Source organism: Pyxidicoccus sp. M6, from assembly GCF_055568925.1.
This window is the reverse complement of record NZ_CM145714.1, coordinates 8270275-8286166: the sequence shown is the minus strand read 5'-3', so window position 1 is coordinate 8286166 and position 15892 is coordinate 8270275. Positions and strand designations below refer to the sequence as shown.

Sequence of the window (15892 nt, the reverse complement as noted above, 5' to 3'; positions counted from 1 at the left end):
ATAGCGTCGCTTGTCAAAGTGACGCCATTTCACGCGCAGGAATTCATCTCCTGACGGACGACAATACGCCCTGTTTTCACCACCACGCGCGCGTGACCTACCCCTAGATGGTAGGGCAGATGTCGGTACGAGGCACAGTTGAAGACCACCAGGTCGCCTGGGTCTCCCACGGCCAGCCGTCCATGTGATTGAAGCCCCAAGGATTGCGCGGCCCCGCGAGTGAACGCCCAGTACGCCTCCGCGGCGCTCAGCCCGTTTTCGAGACAGGCCAATCCCAACACCAAGGCCACGTTTTCACTCATGGCCGAGCCAGGATTTACGTTTGAACCCAAAGCAACGTTGATACCTGCGTCTCGCAACCTGCGCCCGGGGGCATAGGGGCGCATGCGCAGGAACAGCGTGGAGGTGGGAACAAGTACGGCGGAGACGTTGGCCTCGGCGAGCGCGCGCAGGCCGGAGTCCGTCACCTGCTCCAGGTGGTCGGCCGTTGCGGCTCCAAGCTCCGCGGCGAGCTCCGAAGCGCCGCACGCCGTGAGCTGGTCCGCGTGCAGGCGCGGCACCATGCCCAGCGCGCGGGCGGTGGTGAGGATGCGGCGGCCCTCGTCCACGGTGAAGGCGCTGTCCTCCACGAAGACGTCGCAGAAGCGCGCCAGGCCCTCGGCCGCCACGGCGGGGAGGATTTGCTCGATGCAGAGCCGGACGTAGTCGTCGCGCCGGCCGCGGTACTCCTCGGGAATGGCGTGCGCGCACAGCAGCGTGGGCACCAGCTCCACCGGCGTCAGTCCCGCGAGCCGGCGCACCACGCGCAGCATCTTCAGCTCGTTCTCCAAGTCGAGCCCGTAGCCGCTCTTCACCTCCGCCACCGTCACGCCGTGCGCCATCAGTCGTTGGAGGCGGGGCAGGGCGAGCTTCACCAATTCGTCCTCGCTGGCCGCGCGCGTGGCGCGCACCGTGCTGACGATGCCGCCGCCCGCCTTGGCGATTTCGAGGTACGTGGCGCCCTGGTTGCGCAAGTCGAACTCAGCGGAGCGCTCGCCGGCGAAGACGAGGTGCGTGTGCGGGTCCACGAAGCCGGGGCCCACGAAGCCGCCGCGCGCGTCGATGATTTCGGTGCCGCCATCCACCGCGTCCGCGGGCAGGTCCGCCTCCGGGCCCACGTACGCGACGCGGCCCGCGCGCAGGCCCACGCACGCATGCGGGCGCGGAGTGAGCGCCACCTCGGCCTTCTCGCGGTGCGTGCCCTCCACCGTGAGGACCTCCGAGGTGTTTCGGACCAGCAGCTCCAGTGCAGCCATGTGTCAACGACCTCCACGCACGCCCACGATGGGGACGTTCCAGCTCGCCCCCTCGTGAATCTTGGCCCGGCCGAAGCCGCCGGACAGCTCGATGTCGTCCAGCCAGCCCCAGGTGAAGCGCGCCGCCACCACGCCGCCGTAGTACACGGCCGTGTCCGTCTGCCCGTGCGACGACAGCACGTTCCACGCGAAGAAGGGCACCAGGCCCAGCGACACGTTCTTCTCGGGTTGAATCGAGAAGGCGCATGACGCCTCCGCGCCGAACATGCTCCCCGGGCCGCCGCGCGAGTCGATGCCGAAGTCCGAGGCCCCGCGCAGCGCCACCGCGGGGCCCAGGCCCAGCCGCTCCGAGCCCAGGTAGTACGAGGCCCCCGCGTACAGCCCGTAGCCCGGGATGGGCAGCGGCAGGAAGAACTCACCCTGGAAGCCGGTGTGGAGCTGCAGGCGCTCCGTCAGCGGCCAGGAGATCGCCGCATCGAGCGTCATGCCCCACTGCTGTGTGGCGAAGCTGGCGTCGTCGCCGCGGAAGCGGTCCGACTCGGGGATGAACGGCTGCGCCCCCGAGGTGGGCGCGCTCAGCCTCGGGCCGGAGCGCACTCCCAATTGGGCGAAGTTCTTGTCCGGCGCGCCGGGCCCCATGCGCATCACCATGGGGCCCATCGCCGTGGGGGCACAACCCGCCAGCGCACCGAGCGCGGTGGCCAGCAACAGGAGGAACATCCTCGCGTGCGTCCGGTGCATGGCGGTCCTTCTTCCGAGATGTCAGACGGTGATGCCGGGAATCTTCACGCCGCGCTGCTTCGCCACGTCGATGGCCTCGGGGTAGCCCGCGTCCGCGTGGCGCAGCACACCCATGCCAGGGTCGCTGGTGAGCACGCGCTCGATACGGCGCGCGGCTTCAGGAGTCCCGTCCGCGACGATGACCTGGCCGGCGTGCAGCGAGTAGCCCATGCCCACGCCGCCGCCGTGGTGGAAGGACACCCACGACGCGCCATTCACCGCATTCACCAGCGCGTTGAGGATGGGCCAGTCCGCCACCGCGTCCGTGCCGTCCTTCATCGCCTCCGTCTCGCGGTTGGGCGACGCCACCGAGCCGCAGTCCAGGTGGTCTCGTCCGATGACGATGGGGGCCTTCACCTCGCCCTTGCGCACCATCTCGTTGAAGGCGAGGCCCGCCTTCGCGCGCTCACCATAGCCGAGCCAGCAGATGCGCGCCGGCAGGCCCTGGAAGGCGATGCGGTCTCCCGCCATGTCCAGCCAGCGCTGCAGCGAGGCCTTCTGCGGGAAGAGCTCCTTCACCACCTTGTCCGTGCGGCGGATGTCCTCCGGGTCTCCGGAGAGGGCCACCCAGCGGAACGGGCCCATGCCCTCGCAGAAGAGCGGGCGGATGTACGCGGGCACGAAGCCGGGGAACTCGAAGGCGTTCTCCATGCCGCCGAGCTGCGCCTGGCCGCGCAGGTTGTTGCCGTAGTCGAACACGTGGCTGCCGGCGCGCTGGAAGTCGTTCATCGCCTCCACGTGCATCATCATCGACTCGCGCGCGCGGCGGACGTAGCCCTCCGGATCTCTCTTGCGCAGCTCGGCCGCGGCCTCCAGCGAGAGGTCCGTGGGGATGTAGCCGTTGAGCGGGTCATGCGCGCTCGTCTGGTCCGTGACGAGGTCCGGCTTGATTCCACGGCGGTACAGCTCGCGGAAGATGGAGGCCGCGTTGCCGATGACGGCGATGGAGCGGCCGATGCGCTTGTGCTGCGCCTCCTTCACCAGCGCGAGCGCCTCATCGAGGTCCTTCGCGATGACGTCCAGGTAGCGCGTCTCCACGCGGCGCTGGGCGCGGGTGCGGTCGATTTCCACGCCGAGGAACACGGCGTTGTTCATGGTGGCGGCCAGCGGCTGCGCGCCGCCCATGCCGCCCAGGCCACCGGAGAGGACGAGGCGGCCGGCGAGGTCCTCGCTGCCGAAGTGGAAGCGGCCGGCGGCGGCGAACGTCTCGTAGGTGCCCTGCAGGATGCCCTGCGTGCCGATGTAGATCCACGAGCCCGCGGTCATCTGGCCGTACATCATCAGGCCCTTCTTCTCCAGCTCGTGGAAGTGCTCCCAGTTGGCCCAGCGGCCCACGAGGTTGGAGTTGGCGATGAGCACGCGGGGCGCGTCCGGGTGCGTCCGGAAGATGCCCACCGGCTTGCCGGACTGGACGAGCAGCGTCTCCTCGTCACCGAGGCTCTGCAGGCTGGAGACGATGCGGTCGAACGAAGGCCAATCTCGAGCGGCCTTGCCGGTGCCGCCGTAGACGACGAGGTCCTCGGGGCGCTCGGCGACGTCCGGGTCGAGGTTGTTCATCAACATCCGGAGCGCGGCCTCCTGGACCCAGCCCTTGCACGAGAGGGTGGAACCATGGGGGGCGCGGATGACGCGGGACATGTACAGACTCCTGGGGGGTGTGGCTGCCGGAAAGCCGCGGCACACTACCCGAACCCGCGCACCGGCGGCACAGCCCGGTGAGGCCCCGTCCCCGGGTGGGCATTCGCCCGGGAACGGTTCGTTTTGCTTCACCTCATGAGTGCAACTTTCGCTGCGGAGTGTCACGGCCCGTCACACGGATGCGGTTGAAGACGTCGTGGACGTCCCGCACCGTCGCGACGAGCTCCTCGATGGCGCGCCGCTCCATGCGGTCCCGCACGGAGCCCGTCAGCGTGACTTCACGCTCCCTCACCACGACCTCCACGTCGCTCGCGTCGTAGGGGCTGTCGATGAGCCGCTCGCAGATGTCCTCGCGGATGCGCTCATCGGAGCGGACGTAGCCGCGCGGTGCCTTGCCCAGCACGCGGCGCCGCGTCTCGGTGACGTCCAGCAACCGGTCGTAGCTGCGGTGCGTGTAGCCCTCCTCGTAGGCGGAAGGGTCCAGGCCGCCCTGGTTGTAGCCGCGGCGCTCGCCCCCGATGCCGTAGCCACCGCCATGACGCGCCCGGTCAGTCTTTTGCTGCTCGCGGATGTCCCGCCACTGGTGGCCCTGCGGGCCCTCGTAGTTCCAGTCTCCGGGCCTCTCTTCATATCGACGGTTCGCCATGGTGCGCTCCCTTGCGTCACGAGTGCAGGCCGCGGTCGCCCGTGTCCGCGCCGGGTTGCTGCACCGGCTCCTGCGAGGCCTGACGGTGCACGACGCCCTCGGCCCGGTTGATGCGGATGTTGTTCGTCACTTCCTTCACGCCGAGGACTTCCTCCGTGAGGTCCTCGATGGCGCGCTTCTCGTCGCGGCTGCGCACCGTGCCGGACAGCGTCACCAGGCCGTCCTTCACCTTCACGTCCACGTCGTCGGCGTCCATCCACCCCTGCATCAGCCGGTCGCAGATGTCCGAGCGGACGCGGTCGTCGCCGCGCTGGTAGCTCCTCGGGCCGCGTCCCGGAGACACGGGGCGCGTCGGCGTCTCGAGCCGCGTCGGCGTGGCGGAGCGGTAGGTGCCGCCCATGTAGCCGCCATGGCCCATCTCGTGGTCATCGCGGCGTGACGGGCTGGTGCCGTAGCCCACCGAGGGCGGCGCCATGTTCTCCACGCCGGGCCCGTGTCCTCCGGGCTCCGTGCCACCGTAGCGCGTGTCCTCCTCGGGGACGCGGCCGGTGCCACCTCTCACGCCGCGCTCGCTGAAGCTGAAGTCGCGGCCGACGGGACGCCGCTCGTCGAGGCGCTCGTCCGTGCTGGCGCCGCGTGTGTCGTAGCCGTAGCGCCCCCGCTCCCTGCCGCCGCGGCCCACGTCGCCGCCGTAGCGCTCGTAGTCCCGGCCGCCGCCTGTCCGGTAGTCCGCGCCCGCTCCCAGGCCGTATTGGCCGGAGCCCCATCGGTCCGTGTCGACGTCCAGGCTCGTGGGTCGCGAGCGGTCACCATAGCGGCGGGGACGTTCGCGCTCCTCGCGCAGCTCCTCCTGGAAGGCGCGGTAGTTGCCGCTCGGGCTGAAGCCGGGACGGCGGGCGATGCGCTCGGGGTCGAGCTCACGTGCGCGGCGGTCCAGCTCGCGGTCGCGGTCGAAGTCGCGGCCATACTCGCGCGCGCGGTCCAGGTCGCGAGCCGCGCGGCCGAAGTCCCGGTCCATCTCGTAGTCGCGCCGGTCCGTGTCGCCCCTCAGCGTGCGGTAGTCACGGTCCCGGTCGAAGTCGCGCGAGGGGTGCTCGTAGTCGCGGTCCTCGTCCCAGTCCGCGCGACCGGTGTCTCTTCCGTAATCGGGGACCTCGCGGCCTTGCCCCCTGCGCGGGTTCTCGTCCGCGACGCGCACGTCACGGCCGCCATGGCCGAGTCGCTCGGGGCCGCGCTCGTAGCCATGCTCGTCCCAGTCCCGCTGGCGGTCGTATTCCCCGCGCCGGCCCGCCTGGAACTCCTCCGCCTGCCCCCTGCGCAGCTCCCGCTCTCCGTACCGCCGTTCCCGGTCGTCATCACGCCTGCCGTTCATCGCGTCGCCTCCTGACGTGTCGCGTTCGCCTTCGCTTCGACTCCAGACGTTTTTGACCCCGAGTGGTCCCGGCAATGCGCCCTTGCCACGCTCGCAGTCCGGACAGGCATGCGCGCTGTCCGGGTTGCCCCGGCGGCCCCGTGCGCTGTCTGGGAATGACGGGAGCGCCGCATCAGAAGACCGCTCTGACGCGCCGTGGCGGACGCCCGGCCAGCCGCACCATGGGTGCGGGAAGAGGAGCAGGCATCAGACTTCGGCGCGGATCCGCGCATACGCGGGGAGGGATAGACTCGCGCGCGTCGCGGCCGGGCAGTCGGCCGCATGGCGCCTGGAGGGGCGTGTCATGGCCGACGGACATCGGAACGAGCGGGAACCGCAACCGTCATCGGAGGCGACACTGGCCCCCGTGCACCCGAGCGCACAGCCGCCCGAGGAGCCGCGTCCTCCCCGCGTGGGCCCCATGTCCGAGGTGGCCGGCGGAATCCCCGCCGTGATGTCCACGATGAAGCACGCCTGGGGCGAGATGGGCCCGGTGCGCGGCACGCGCCTGCTGCTCAAGGTGAACCAGCAGCACGGCTTCGACTGTCCGGGCTGCGCATGGCCGGACCCGGGCCACCGCTCGATGGCGGAGTTCTGTGAGAACGGCGCGAAGGCCGTGGCGGAGGAGGGGACGACGGCGCGCGTGACGCCGGATTTCTTCCGTCAGTGGAGCGTCGCGGAGCTGTCACAGCAGACGGACCACTGGCTGGGCAAGCAGGGTCGCCTCACGCACCCCATGGTGCTGCGCGAGGGCGCCACGCACTACGCGCCCATCTCCTGGGACGAGGCCTTCGCGCTGGTGGCGGAGGAGCTGAACGCGCTCGGCACTCCGGACGCGGCGTGCTTCTACACGTCGGGGCGCACGAGCAACGAGGCCGCGTTCCTCTACCAGCTCTTCGTGCGGCAGTTCGGCACCAACAACCTGCCGGACTGCTCCAACATGTGCCACGAGTCCAGCGGCACGGGGCTGTCCGAGACCATCGGCATCGGCAAGGGCACCGTCACGCTGGAGGACTTCGACAAGGCCGATGCCATCTTCGTCATCGGTCAGAATCCGGGCACCAACCATCCGCGCATGCTGTCGTCGCTCCAGGCCGCCGCGCGCCGGGGCTGCGAGATTGTCTCCATCAACCCGCTGCCGGAGACGGGGCTCAATCGCTTCAAGCACCCGCAGGAGGTGTTGCACCTCTTCGGCCCCGGCACGGCGCTGAACACGCAGTTCCTCCAGGTGCGCATCAACGGCGACGTGGCCCTGCTGCAGGGCCTGGCCAAGGCGCTGCTGGAGCTGGAGGACGCGAAGCCGGGCACGGTGGTGGCGCGCGCGTTCATCGAAGAGAAGACGCTCGGGTTCGACGCATGGGCCGCGCGGATTCGCGAGGTGCGGTGGGAGGACGTGGTGGAGGGGAGCGGGGTGCCTCGCGAGCAGATTGTCGCGGCGGCGGAAATCCTCGCGCGCTCCGAGCGCACCATCTACTGCTGGGCCATGGGGCTCACGCAGCACAAGAACGCGGTGGCCAACATCCAGGAGATCGTCAACCTGGCGCTGCTGCGCGGGAGCGTGGGCAGGCCCGGCGCGGGCCTGTGCCCGGTGCGCGGCCACAGCAACGTGCAGGGCGACCGCACCATGGGCATCTGGGAGCGGCCGAAGGACGCGTTCCTCGACGCGCTGTCACGCGAGTTTGGCTTCGAGCCTCCGCGCCACCATGGCATGGACACGGTGGACACGATTCGCGCCATGCACGACGGGCGCGTGAAGGTGTTCTTCGCGCTGGGCGGCAACTTCCTCTCCGCGACGCCGGACACGGAGCTCACCGCCGAGGCCCTGCGCCGCACGCGGCTCACCGCGCACGTGTCCACGAAGCTCAACCGCGCGCACCTGGTGCATGGACGGCGGGCGCTCATCCTCCCGTGCCTCGGCCGCACCGAGCGCGACGTGCAGGCGGGCGGTGCGCAGTTCGTCACGGTGGAGAACTCGATGGGCATGGTGTCCGCGTCTCGCGGCGCGGTGGAGCCCGCGTCGGAGCACCTGCTCAGCGAGCCCGTCATCGTCGCGAAGCTGGCGGAAGCGGTGCTCGGCGGTCGCTCGGCGGTGAAGTGGTCGTGGCTGGTGGAGGACTACGACCGCGTCCGTGAGCTCATCTCCCGTGTCATCCCTGGCTTCGAGGACTTCAACCGGCGCGTGCGCGAGCCCGGAGGCTTCGCTCTTCCCAACGGCCCGCGCGAGGGACGGTTCACCACCGCGAGCGGCAAGGCGCACTTCACGGTGCACGAGTTGCCGAAGCTGGAGCTGGCACCCGGGCAGTTGCTGATGATGACCATCCGCACCCATGACCAGTTCAACACCACGGTGTACGGATTGGATGACCGCTACCGGGGCATCCGCAACGGCCGGCGCGTGGTGCTCCTGCACCCGGGGGACATGAAGGAGCTGGGCCTGAAGGAAGGGCAGGTGGTGGACCTGACCAGCCACTTCCAGGGCGAGACGCGCGTGGCCCTGAAGTTCCGCGTGGTGCCGTACAACATTCCCCGCCGGTGCGCGGCCACGTACTTCCCGGAGGCCAACGTGCTCGTGCCGGTGGACAGCTTCGCGGAGAAGAGCCGCACGCCCACGTCGAAGTCCGTGGTCATCACCTTGTCCCCATCCTCGGACGCGGATCCGGCATCATGAGAGGCCATGCTGCTGCCGTCCGCTGAGACCGGCTGGCCGGAGTCGCTCCGGCCGCTCTACGACGAGGTGCCGGGGACTCCCACGGCGGAGGCCCTCGTGGCGTCCGCGCGGTGGCGAGAGTCCTTCGCCCAATGGGTGCGCGGGGCCTCGCTGGAAGAGCGGACCCTGGCCGAGTCCGCGGCGTGGGCTCGACTGGACTCCGGTGAGCGGACTCCGGCGGAGCTGCTGTTCCTGCTGTCCTCGTGCGTGGAGTTGATGTGGCCGTATGCGGCTCCGCCCTCCGGGTTGTTGCAGCGGTTGCGGCAGCGGCAGGAGTCGGTGCTCACGGCATTGCAGGAGGCGGGAGACTCCGAAGGTGCGACGCGCGTGCGGAAGGAGACCGATGCCGTCGTCTCCACCGTGCTCACGCGCTACCTGAAGCGGCACCCGGAGTCGCTGCTGTCGCTCGTCGGAGACACGCCGTGCACGTTCGATGGACGGGCGCTGCGCTTCGAGCACGCGGTGGAGGTGGACCTCAAGCAGGTGCTCGGGACGGGGGCGAAGTCGATTGGGCTGCTGGAGCAGTTGAGGGCCCTGCTGCCCACGACGCCCGAGGAGGGACGGACGCGGCTGATGGAGTTCATCCGCTCGCGGGCCGCGCGCGTTCCGTGGAACGAAGCTTCCGAGGTGCTGGCGGAACGGTTGTTCGCGCTGGCCACGTCGCCCGAGGGCCGCAGTGGAATGAGCGGCTTCCTCGCGTGCTATCCGAGTGGCCGCCGCGAGCCGGACTGGTGCGCGCGAGCGGGCCTGCTGCTGTCGCGCACGTTGGAGGCGGGCGGCCCACCGGAGGTGGTGGAGAATCTGTGCGAGCTGCTGGCGCGCTTCGATGCACCGCCGGTGGACGGTCTGCGCGGAGCCCTGGGCGCGCTGGTGGGCGGGGACTTCGACGCGATGGCGAACCTGGAGCCGGTGCGCTTCGTGCTCGACCACTGCCAGGCCACGCTGCGCAAGGGCGAGCCCGCGCTGGTGCTGACGCTGCTGTGGCTGGAGGAACGGTTGTTCCGCGCGGCCGTGCGGAGGGGACTGCCGGATGCCTTCGAGCGGCGGGGGCGCGTGCGCGTGAAGTTGCAACCGTTGGCTGCGGCGTTCGACCACCTGTGCTGGCTGGCGGAGGAGTGCTCGGAGCTGTGGCCGCGGTTCGGCGCGGGTGGTGTGCGGCCGGGCATGGACGAGCTGGCGGCGTGGCGGCAGGAGGTGTCCACGCGCGTGGGCCGCAAGCCCGTGCTGCGCAAGGCGGCCATCGAGTTCTTCCTGTGGTGCGCGCCGGATGCCGCGGCTTCCGAGGCGGAGTTGGCGGTGCTCGCGCTGATTCGCACGGGGACGGACCGGCGGTTGGTGCGGAAGCTGAAGGAGCATCCGTCGTCTCGCGTGCGGTTCCGCGTGCGCACGTTGCAGACGTGGTTGCAGGGGAGCGGGAAGAAGGGTGGGGCGGCACCTGCCGTCGAGCCGTCGAGTGCTTCCGGTCCGTCCACGCTGACGGAGGCGCTTCGGCATCTTCATGTGACACGCGCCGTGCCGCTGGGCGGACGCACATGGCTGCGGGACAGGGACTTCGAGGAGGCGCTGCTCGGCGCACTGGCGCGAGTGGAGGCGGAGTTCGCCACGCGCTATCCGGAGCGGTTCCGTGAGGACATTGGTGGGCTGGTCGCGGACTTGTTGGAGGGACTGCGTGCCGAGCTGGAACGTGTGAAGGCGGACCTGTCCGCGCTACTGGCGCAGGGACAGCCGGCGCCGTTGCGGATGGAGCTCACGGTCCGAAAGCTCGGAGCTGAACCCGAACCCGGAGCGGAGCCTGAAGGCACTGCTCCTTCCGAGGCCGCTGCGGCACTGGCAACTTCGGCTGGCTTCTCGGAAACATCCGACGCGCCTCCTGGAGGCGCTGCTCTGCCAGAGGCAGCTACGGCACCGACGAGTTCAGTTGACGCTTCGGGTTCGTCGGACGTGGCCCCCGGACTCGCGTCTTCCGTGGTGGACGCGGAGGCTGCGACGGGGACTGCTGCGTCGGCAGACTCCATCGCGGAGCACGATGGTGCTTCACCTTCCGAGGTCAACGCGGAGCCTTTGACTGGGACCGGTACTCCGTTACGCGTGGACGCGGCATCTGAAGGCGCTGCTGCTCACGAGGACACCGAGGTCATGTCAGGCGCTTTGGAGCGCACGGCTGACAGTGCTTCGGCTCATGTCCGCGCTGAGGAACCTGCTGCCGCGACCGGCGCTTCGGAAAGCACGGACACGGCATCGGGAGCCTCGGAGTCCGAGCTCAAGCCAGCCCCTTCGGGAGTGACCGAGGTGGAGGCGTCTTCGACCATCGCGATTGCGAGCTCCGCATCGCCGATGAAGCTTCCTCGCGCCGCGAAGCCTCCGGCGCAGATGTCCCTGTTCCGGCCTTCGGGCGTGGAGGTGGCCTTCGTCATCGACGTAGAGGTGGCCGGCTTCATCCGCACGAAGCGCGTGGTCTCCGTGCAGGTCCTGAAGCTGGAGCAGCGGGGCGAGGGCCAGTGGATGCCCACGTTCCGGCTCGCTCGCGAGCAACTGGACGCGCTGCTGCTGCGCACGGAGGCCGCGTTCTGCCTCTTCCTCGTGCCGCCATTCCCTCGCGCCGAGTGCTGGGTGCTGCCCACGCGAGTGGTGCGTGGGCTGATGGAGGCACAGCGCTCGTTGACCGGCGTGCGCCGCGAGGACGTGCAGCGCGCGGCGCGTCCCCTGTCTCAGTGGTTGATGGGTGACCTCGTCGGCCTGTGGTCCGGAGACGAGAGGCCCGAGGCTCTAGCCCGGACCGAGGCTGTGTCCGGAGGACCTGCCTTCGTCGTGGAGTGGCGCTTCCGCTGAGTCAGCGCCGGAACTCCCAGTGCCAGGGCTCGGAGGGAACGGTGCGCACGAAGCCGTACTCCTTCGCGTGGGCCGCCAACCAGCGATACGTGGAGGTACCCGTACCGCCCACGTTGAGGTCCACGGCGATGCCGCCCTGGTGGTTGGAGTAGCCGGGCTTCGCGGCCAGGTTGCCTGTGCCGTTCTGGTAGGCGCGGTACAGGGCCTGCTGCTCGGCCATGGTGCGGAAGCCGCTGTTGACGGTGATGTTGATGCCCGCCGCGCGAGCCGCCGCGTGCATGCGGTTGAAGGCCGCCGCCGCGTCCGTGCGCAACACCTTCCCGTTGGGAATGGAGGCCACGGTGATGTTCCGGGGTACCCCATTCACGTAGCCGGTGACGACCTTCCCGCCACCGCCACCCGTAGACGGCGTGCCCGACACCTTGATGCCCAGCTTGTCCCACGTCTTGGGGCCCACGATTCCGTCGGCCGTCAGGCCTTTGGACTTCTGGAAGGCCTTCACCGCGGCCTCCGTCTTCGGGCCGAACGAGCCATCCGCCGCCCCGGCATTGAAGCCGAGCGCGTTGAGGCGGTTCTGCAGGGCGCGCACGGGCTCGCCCTTCGCCCCCGGGCGCAGCGTGGGCCCCGAGCCTCCCGACGACGCGGGCTTGTTCAGCGCGGCCCACGTCTTGGGGCCCACCACGCCGTCGGCGGCGAGCCCGCGCGACTTCTGGAAGGCCTTCACCGCGGCTTCCGTCTTCGGGCCGAACGCACCGTCCGCGGCACCGGGATTGAAGCCCGCCGCCTTCAGCTTGTTCTGCAGCGACACCACCGACGCACCCTTCGAGCCTTCACGAAGGGTCGGCAGCGAGGCGCTGGCGGTCTGACGGAGGGCAGCAGTCGAGGAGGCGCGGGCGATGGCAACCATGGAAGCGGCTCTATTCCTGGAAAATGAGAGAATGCCCCTATTCTCTGCGCCTTCAAGGAAAAGTTGCCTCGCGACGCGTCAATTCGTCACTCCGCGGGAGACGTGGCGATGAGCAGGCCGTACTGCCCGTTGTAGATGGTGTTTTTGTTCGCATCGACACCGCCCGACGTCGTGCGCCACGACGCCTGGAACTCGTCCCAGGAGTAGACCTCCTCGCTGTTCTGGACGGGGTTGTAGACGCGCACCATCCACTCGCCACTGCCGGTCTGCTCCACCGCGCGCACGTTCACCCAGTGCGCTACCTTCTTCACGCTGTTCTTGTCGTTGAAGTCACGCAGCTTGCCGTCGACGCCCTTGGTGTCGATGTTCACCAGCGCGATGAGCTGCTTGCCGTCGGTGAGGTGCTGCGCCAGCTCCCACGGATTCAGGGGGATGTCCCTCGAGTACTCCGACGTCCAGCCGGCGGCGCCGTACATCTCCATCAACTGGAGCTTGTCGGTCGTCGTGCCACTCTTGAGCGCCCCCTCGCTGTTGTTTGCGACATCGGAGTCCTTGAAGAGTCGCAGCGACTGCTGCGGTGTCAGGCCGAGCGAGGCCCCCACCGCGAGCGGCCCGCACAGGTTGTTGTGCACCGTGGGCCAGCCCTTGCCGAAGACCTCCTGCAGGTTGAAGTACTGCGCGGCGGTGCCGCCCTGCGCGGCGTAGCGGCTCCACTCGCCCACCCGCCCCCGGCCCAGCTCACTGTCCACGCCGAGGAAGGGGTGCTCCACGCGCACGCCACCCGGGTCGATGCCGTTGAAGAGCAGGTTCGTCTGCTCGCGGATGGCGGCCTGCCACTGCTCCTGGAAGATGGCCTGACGGTCCTCGGGGGGCAGGTGGTGCCACGTCTGCGCATCGATGGATGGCGGCGGTGGACCGTTGACGTCGAAGTCCGGCTGCGGCCAGGCCTCGGCCACCGCCTTCTCGCGCTCGGCCTGGATGCGCTCCGCCTGCTCCTTCGGGGACAGCTTCTCCCAGGTGTCGGGGGCCACGTGGGGAGGGCAGGTGCCCCGCACGAGCCAGTCGTCAAAGCGCGGAGGAGGAGGGGGCAGGGGCGCGGAGGTGTCCTTGACGTACGTCGCGGACACCCAGCCCTCGGTGCCATCCTGGAGTCTCACGTTCAGCCAGGTGCCGTCCTTGTTCTGACCGAGCACCTGCATCTTGTCCGTGGGGGTCTGCCTCCCGATTTTCTCGTTGCCGGTGCCCGGCCCGCTGCGAACCTTGATGGTATCCGTCGGGGTGACCCAGCGCTCACCGTCCGCCACCTGTCGGTTCGCCACGCCGGACAGCCCAAGGCTCTGGATGAGGGCTTCGCGCTTCTCGCCCGGAGGCGTGGACAGCACCTGCCGCACCTGGGCCGCCGGAACGGACACGGGCTGGGTGTAGCTCGGGTGCAGGGCCTGCCACTGGCCCAGCGTCTGGTAGCGCACCTCGGGGTGGTTGGGGTCCACCACGGAGCCGTCCGGCTTGCGCACCAGCGCGTGGCCGATGCCGTCGCGCGAGTCGTTGAGCAGGACGAGCGTGTCCCCTGGACGGGCGAGGCCCACGGCCTTCTCCAGGCAGTTGGCGTTGCCGTCCCCCAGCTTCTCCGTGTGGAGGTTGCTGGCCACCGGCTTCCCGGGGCCGCGAGCCTCGAAGGTGCTCACGTCCTTCGGCGGAGCGGGCGGCGGTGGGGGAGGAGGCGGCGGAGGGGCCGGGGCGGGCTCGGGCTCGTTGCGGGCGGACTGGGACGTCGTCGGGACGCGGGGAAACTGAATCATCGCTGGCGACCTCTGGCTGAAAACCTCTCATCCAGTTGTCGCAACGAGCCCGGAGCAGGGTGAATTAAGCCGAGTTAAATCCGCGATACATGAGCGCCATCTCCGCCCGGAGCGGTAGCGCGCGAGCCCCGTTACTCCTCTGGAGGCGTGGCGACGACCAGGCCGTAGGGCTGGTTGAACCAGGAGTTGCCCTCCTCGTCGACGCCGCCCGTCTTGTTCCACGACTCCTGGAACTCGTCCCACGAGTAGACCTCCTCGCGGTTCTCGAAGGGGTTGTAGACGCGGACCATCCACTCTCCGCTGGCGGTCTCCTCCACCGCGCGCACGTTCACCCAGTGCGCCACCTGCTTCGTGCTGTCGTCGTAGTCGCGCAGCATCCCGTCCGCGCCCTTGGTGTCGATGTTCACCAGCGCGATGAGCTGCTTACCGTCAGCGAGGAGCTGCGCCATTTCTCGCGGCTCGGGGAGCTGGTTCGCCTGGTACTCCGACGTCCAGCCCGCGGCCTCGTACATCTTCATCAGCTGCGAACCGGACGTCGTCGTGCGGCTCTTGAGCGCGCTCTCGCTGTTGGCTCCGTCGGAGTCCTTGAAGAGCCGGAGCGCCTGCTGCGGCGTCAGGCCGAGCGAGGCCCCCACCGCGAGCGGGCCGCACAGGTTGTAGTGCGTCGTGGGCCAGCCCTCGCCGAAGACCTTCTGCAGGTTGAAGTACTGCGCGGCGGAGCCCGCCTGCACCGCGTAGCGGCTCCACTGGCCCACCTGTCCCCGGCCCAGCTCGCTGTCCGCGCCGAGGAAGGGATGCTGCACGCTCACGCCGCCCTCGGGGATGCCGTTGAAGAGGAGGTCCGTCTGCTCGCGGATGGCTGCCTGCCACTGTTCCTGGAAGATGGCCTGCCGGTCCTCGGGCGGCAGGTGGTGCCACGTCCGCACGTCGATGTTGGGTGGCGGTGGGCCGTTGACGTCGAAGTCCGGCATCGGCCAGTCCTGGGCGACGGCCCGCTCGCGCTGCTCCCGGATATAGCGCTCCTGGCCCTCCTGGCCCATGGCGTTCCAGAGGTGCGGGTCCAGGTCGGGAGGCCGGGTGCCCTCCACCATCCATTCGGGGAAGCGCGGCGGAGGAGGGGGTTCCGGGGCGGTGGTATCCGTGACGAGCGACGCGGACACCCAGCCCACGGTGCCGTCCTGGAGCTCCACGTTCAGCCAGGTGCCGTCCTCGTTCTGCCCGAGCACCCGCATCTTGTCGCCCGCGCCCTGGCCCGCGATGACTCCGTTGTTGGTGCCCGGGCCACCGCGGATGTTGACGCCGCCGGAGGGAGAGACCCAGCGCTCATCGTCCGCCACCTGCCGGCTCGCGACGCCGGACAACCCGAGGCTCCGGATGAGCGCCTCGCGCGTTTCGCCGGGAGGCACGGAGAGCACCTGCCGCACCTGGGCGGCGGGGACGGACACGGGCTGGGTGTAGCTGGGGTGCAGGGCCTGCCACTGGCCCAGCGTCTCGTAACGCACCTCGGGGTGGTTGGGGTCCACCACGGAGCCGTCCGGCTTGCGCACGAGCGCGTGGCCGACGCCATCCCTCGAATCGTTGAGGAGGATGATGGAATCGCCCGGGCGGGCGAGGCCCACGGCCTTTTCCAGGCAGTTGGCCTGGCCGTCGCCCAGCGTCTCCGTGTGGAGGTTGCTGGCCACCGGCTGGGGCACGGGCGCCGCCTGTTCGAACGTGCTCGCGCGCTGCTGAGGCACCGCCACGGGCTTCGGCGCCGGAGGAGCCGGGGCGGGCGTGGGCTCCTTGCGGAGGGGCTGGGGTGGCGGCGGGGTGCGGGTGAGCTGAATCATCGCGGGCGACCTCTCGGACGGGAGCTTCCATCCATGTGTCGCAGCAGACCC

Annotated in this window: 10 protein-coding genes; 2 read left to right on the top strand and 8 right to left on the bottom strand. The window is 69.7% G+C overall.

All coding sequences use genetic code 11. From position 1 onward, the window contains the following. Positions 1–29 precede the first annotated feature (29 nt). The 5 genes from hutI to ACVTJA_RS32395 all read right to left on the bottom strand — a co-directional run bounded on the left by hutI (position 30) and on the right by ACVTJA_RS32395 (position 5731). Positions 30–1295 carry an imidazolonepropionase gene (gene hutI, locus ACVTJA_RS32415; RefSeq protein ID WP_465825430.1) on the bottom strand — a complete coding sequence of 422 codons (1266 nt, stop codon included), beginning with the start codon at positions 1293–1295 and terminating at the stop codon, positions 30–32. A gap of 3 nt (positions 1296–1298) precedes the next feature. Further along, complete coding sequence (locus ACVTJA_RS32410) at positions 1299–2036, bottom strand: hypothetical protein (RefSeq protein ID WP_465825429.1); 738 nt, start codon at positions 2034–2036, stop codon at positions 1299–1301. A gap of 21 nt (positions 2037–2057) precedes the next feature. Continuing rightward, on the bottom strand, positions 2058–3713 hold the full coding sequence (gene hutU / locus ACVTJA_RS32405; protein WP_465825428.1) for a urocanate hydratase: 1656 nt from the start codon (positions 3711–3713) through the stop codon (positions 2058–2060). Between the two features lie 133 nt (positions 3714–3846). Beyond that, complete coding sequence (locus ACVTJA_RS32400; RefSeq protein ID WP_465825427.1) at positions 3847–4359, bottom strand: BON domain-containing protein; 513 nt, start codon at positions 4357–4359, stop codon at positions 3847–3849. Positions 4360–4375: 16 nt separating this feature from the next. Further along, positions 4376–5731 (bottom strand): BON domain-containing protein, encoded by a 1356-nt coding sequence (locus tag ACVTJA_RS32395; RefSeq protein WP_465825426.1) that lies wholly within the window; start codon positions 5729–5731, stop codon positions 4376–4378. Positions 5732–6074: 343 nt separating this feature from the next. On the opposite strand from ACVTJA_RS32395, the gene ACVTJA_RS32390 reads away from it, so the two are divergent. Together ACVTJA_RS32390 and ACVTJA_RS32385 are read left to right on the top strand one after the other, a co-directional pair. Then, the gene (locus ACVTJA_RS32390; RefSeq protein WP_465825425.1) at positions 6075–8438 is read left to right on the top strand and encodes an FdhF/YdeP family oxidoreductase; all 2364 of its coding nucleotides are present in this window, start codon (positions 6075–6077) and stop codon (positions 8436–8438) included. Between the two features lie 9 nt (positions 8439–8447). After that, entirely contained in the window at positions 8448–11306 is a 2859-nt protein-coding gene (locus tag ACVTJA_RS32385) for a hypothetical protein (protein ID WP_465840563.1), read from the top strand. 1 nt (position 11307) lies between these two features. Here ACVTJA_RS32385 and ACVTJA_RS32380 read toward each other — a convergent pair whose 3' ends face one another. The 3 genes from ACVTJA_RS32380 to ACVTJA_RS32370 all read right to left on the bottom strand — a co-directional run bounded on the left by ACVTJA_RS32380 (position 11308) and on the right by ACVTJA_RS32370 (position 15841). After that, entirely contained in the window at positions 11308–12213 is a 906-nt protein-coding gene (locus ACVTJA_RS32380) for a peptidoglycan-binding protein (RefSeq protein ID WP_465825424.1), read from the bottom strand. A gap of 86 nt (positions 12214–12299) precedes the next feature. Next, on the bottom strand, positions 12300–14012 hold the full coding sequence (locus tag ACVTJA_RS32375) for an SH3 domain-containing protein (protein ID WP_465825423.1): 1713 nt from the start codon (positions 14010–14012) through the stop codon (positions 12300–12302). A gap of 131 nt (positions 14013–14143) precedes the next feature. Further along, on the bottom strand, positions 14144–15841 hold the full coding sequence (locus tag ACVTJA_RS32370; protein ID WP_465825422.1) for an SH3 domain-containing protein: 1698 nt from the start codon (positions 15839–15841) through the stop codon (positions 14144–14146). Positions 15842–15892: the final 51 nt, after the last annotated feature.

What these genes read in the sequence shown, in the direction of transcription:
- hutI (WP_465825430.1), bottom strand. Translation starts at nt 1,295, where the DNA reads ATGGCTGCACTGGAGCTGCTGGTCCGAAACACCTCGGAGGTCCTCACG.
- ACVTJA_RS32410 (WP_465825429.1), bottom strand. Translation starts at nt 2,036, where the DNA reads ATGCACCGGACGCACGCGAGGATGTTCCTCCTGTTGCTGGCCACCGCG.
- hutU (WP_465825428.1), bottom strand. Translation starts at nt 3,713, where the DNA reads ATGTCCCGCGTCATCCGCGCCCCCCATGGTTCCACCCTCTCGTGCAAG.
- ACVTJA_RS32400 (WP_465825427.1), bottom strand. Translation starts at nt 4,359, where the DNA reads ATGGCGAACCGTCGATATGAAGAGAGGCCCGGAGACTGGAACTACGAG.
- ACVTJA_RS32395 (WP_465825426.1), bottom strand. Translation starts at nt 5,731, where the DNA reads ATGAACGGCAGGCGTGATGACGACCGGGAACGGCGGTACGGAGAGCGG.
- ACVTJA_RS32390 (WP_465825425.1), top strand. Translation starts at nt 6,075, where the DNA reads ATGGCCGACGGACATCGGAACGAGCGGGAACCGCAACCGTCATCGGAG.
- ACVTJA_RS32380 (WP_465825424.1), bottom strand. Translation starts at nt 12,213, where the DNA reads ATGGTTGCCATCGCCCGCGCCTCCTCGACTGCTGCCCTCCGTCAGACC.
- ACVTJA_RS32375 (WP_465825423.1), bottom strand. Translation starts at nt 14,012, where the DNA reads ATGATTCAGTTTCCCCGCGTCCCGACGACGTCCCAGTCCGCCCGCAAC.
- ACVTJA_RS32370 (WP_465825422.1), bottom strand. Translation starts at nt 15,841, where the DNA reads ATGATTCAGCTCACCCGCACCCCGCCGCCACCCCAGCCCCTCCGCAAG.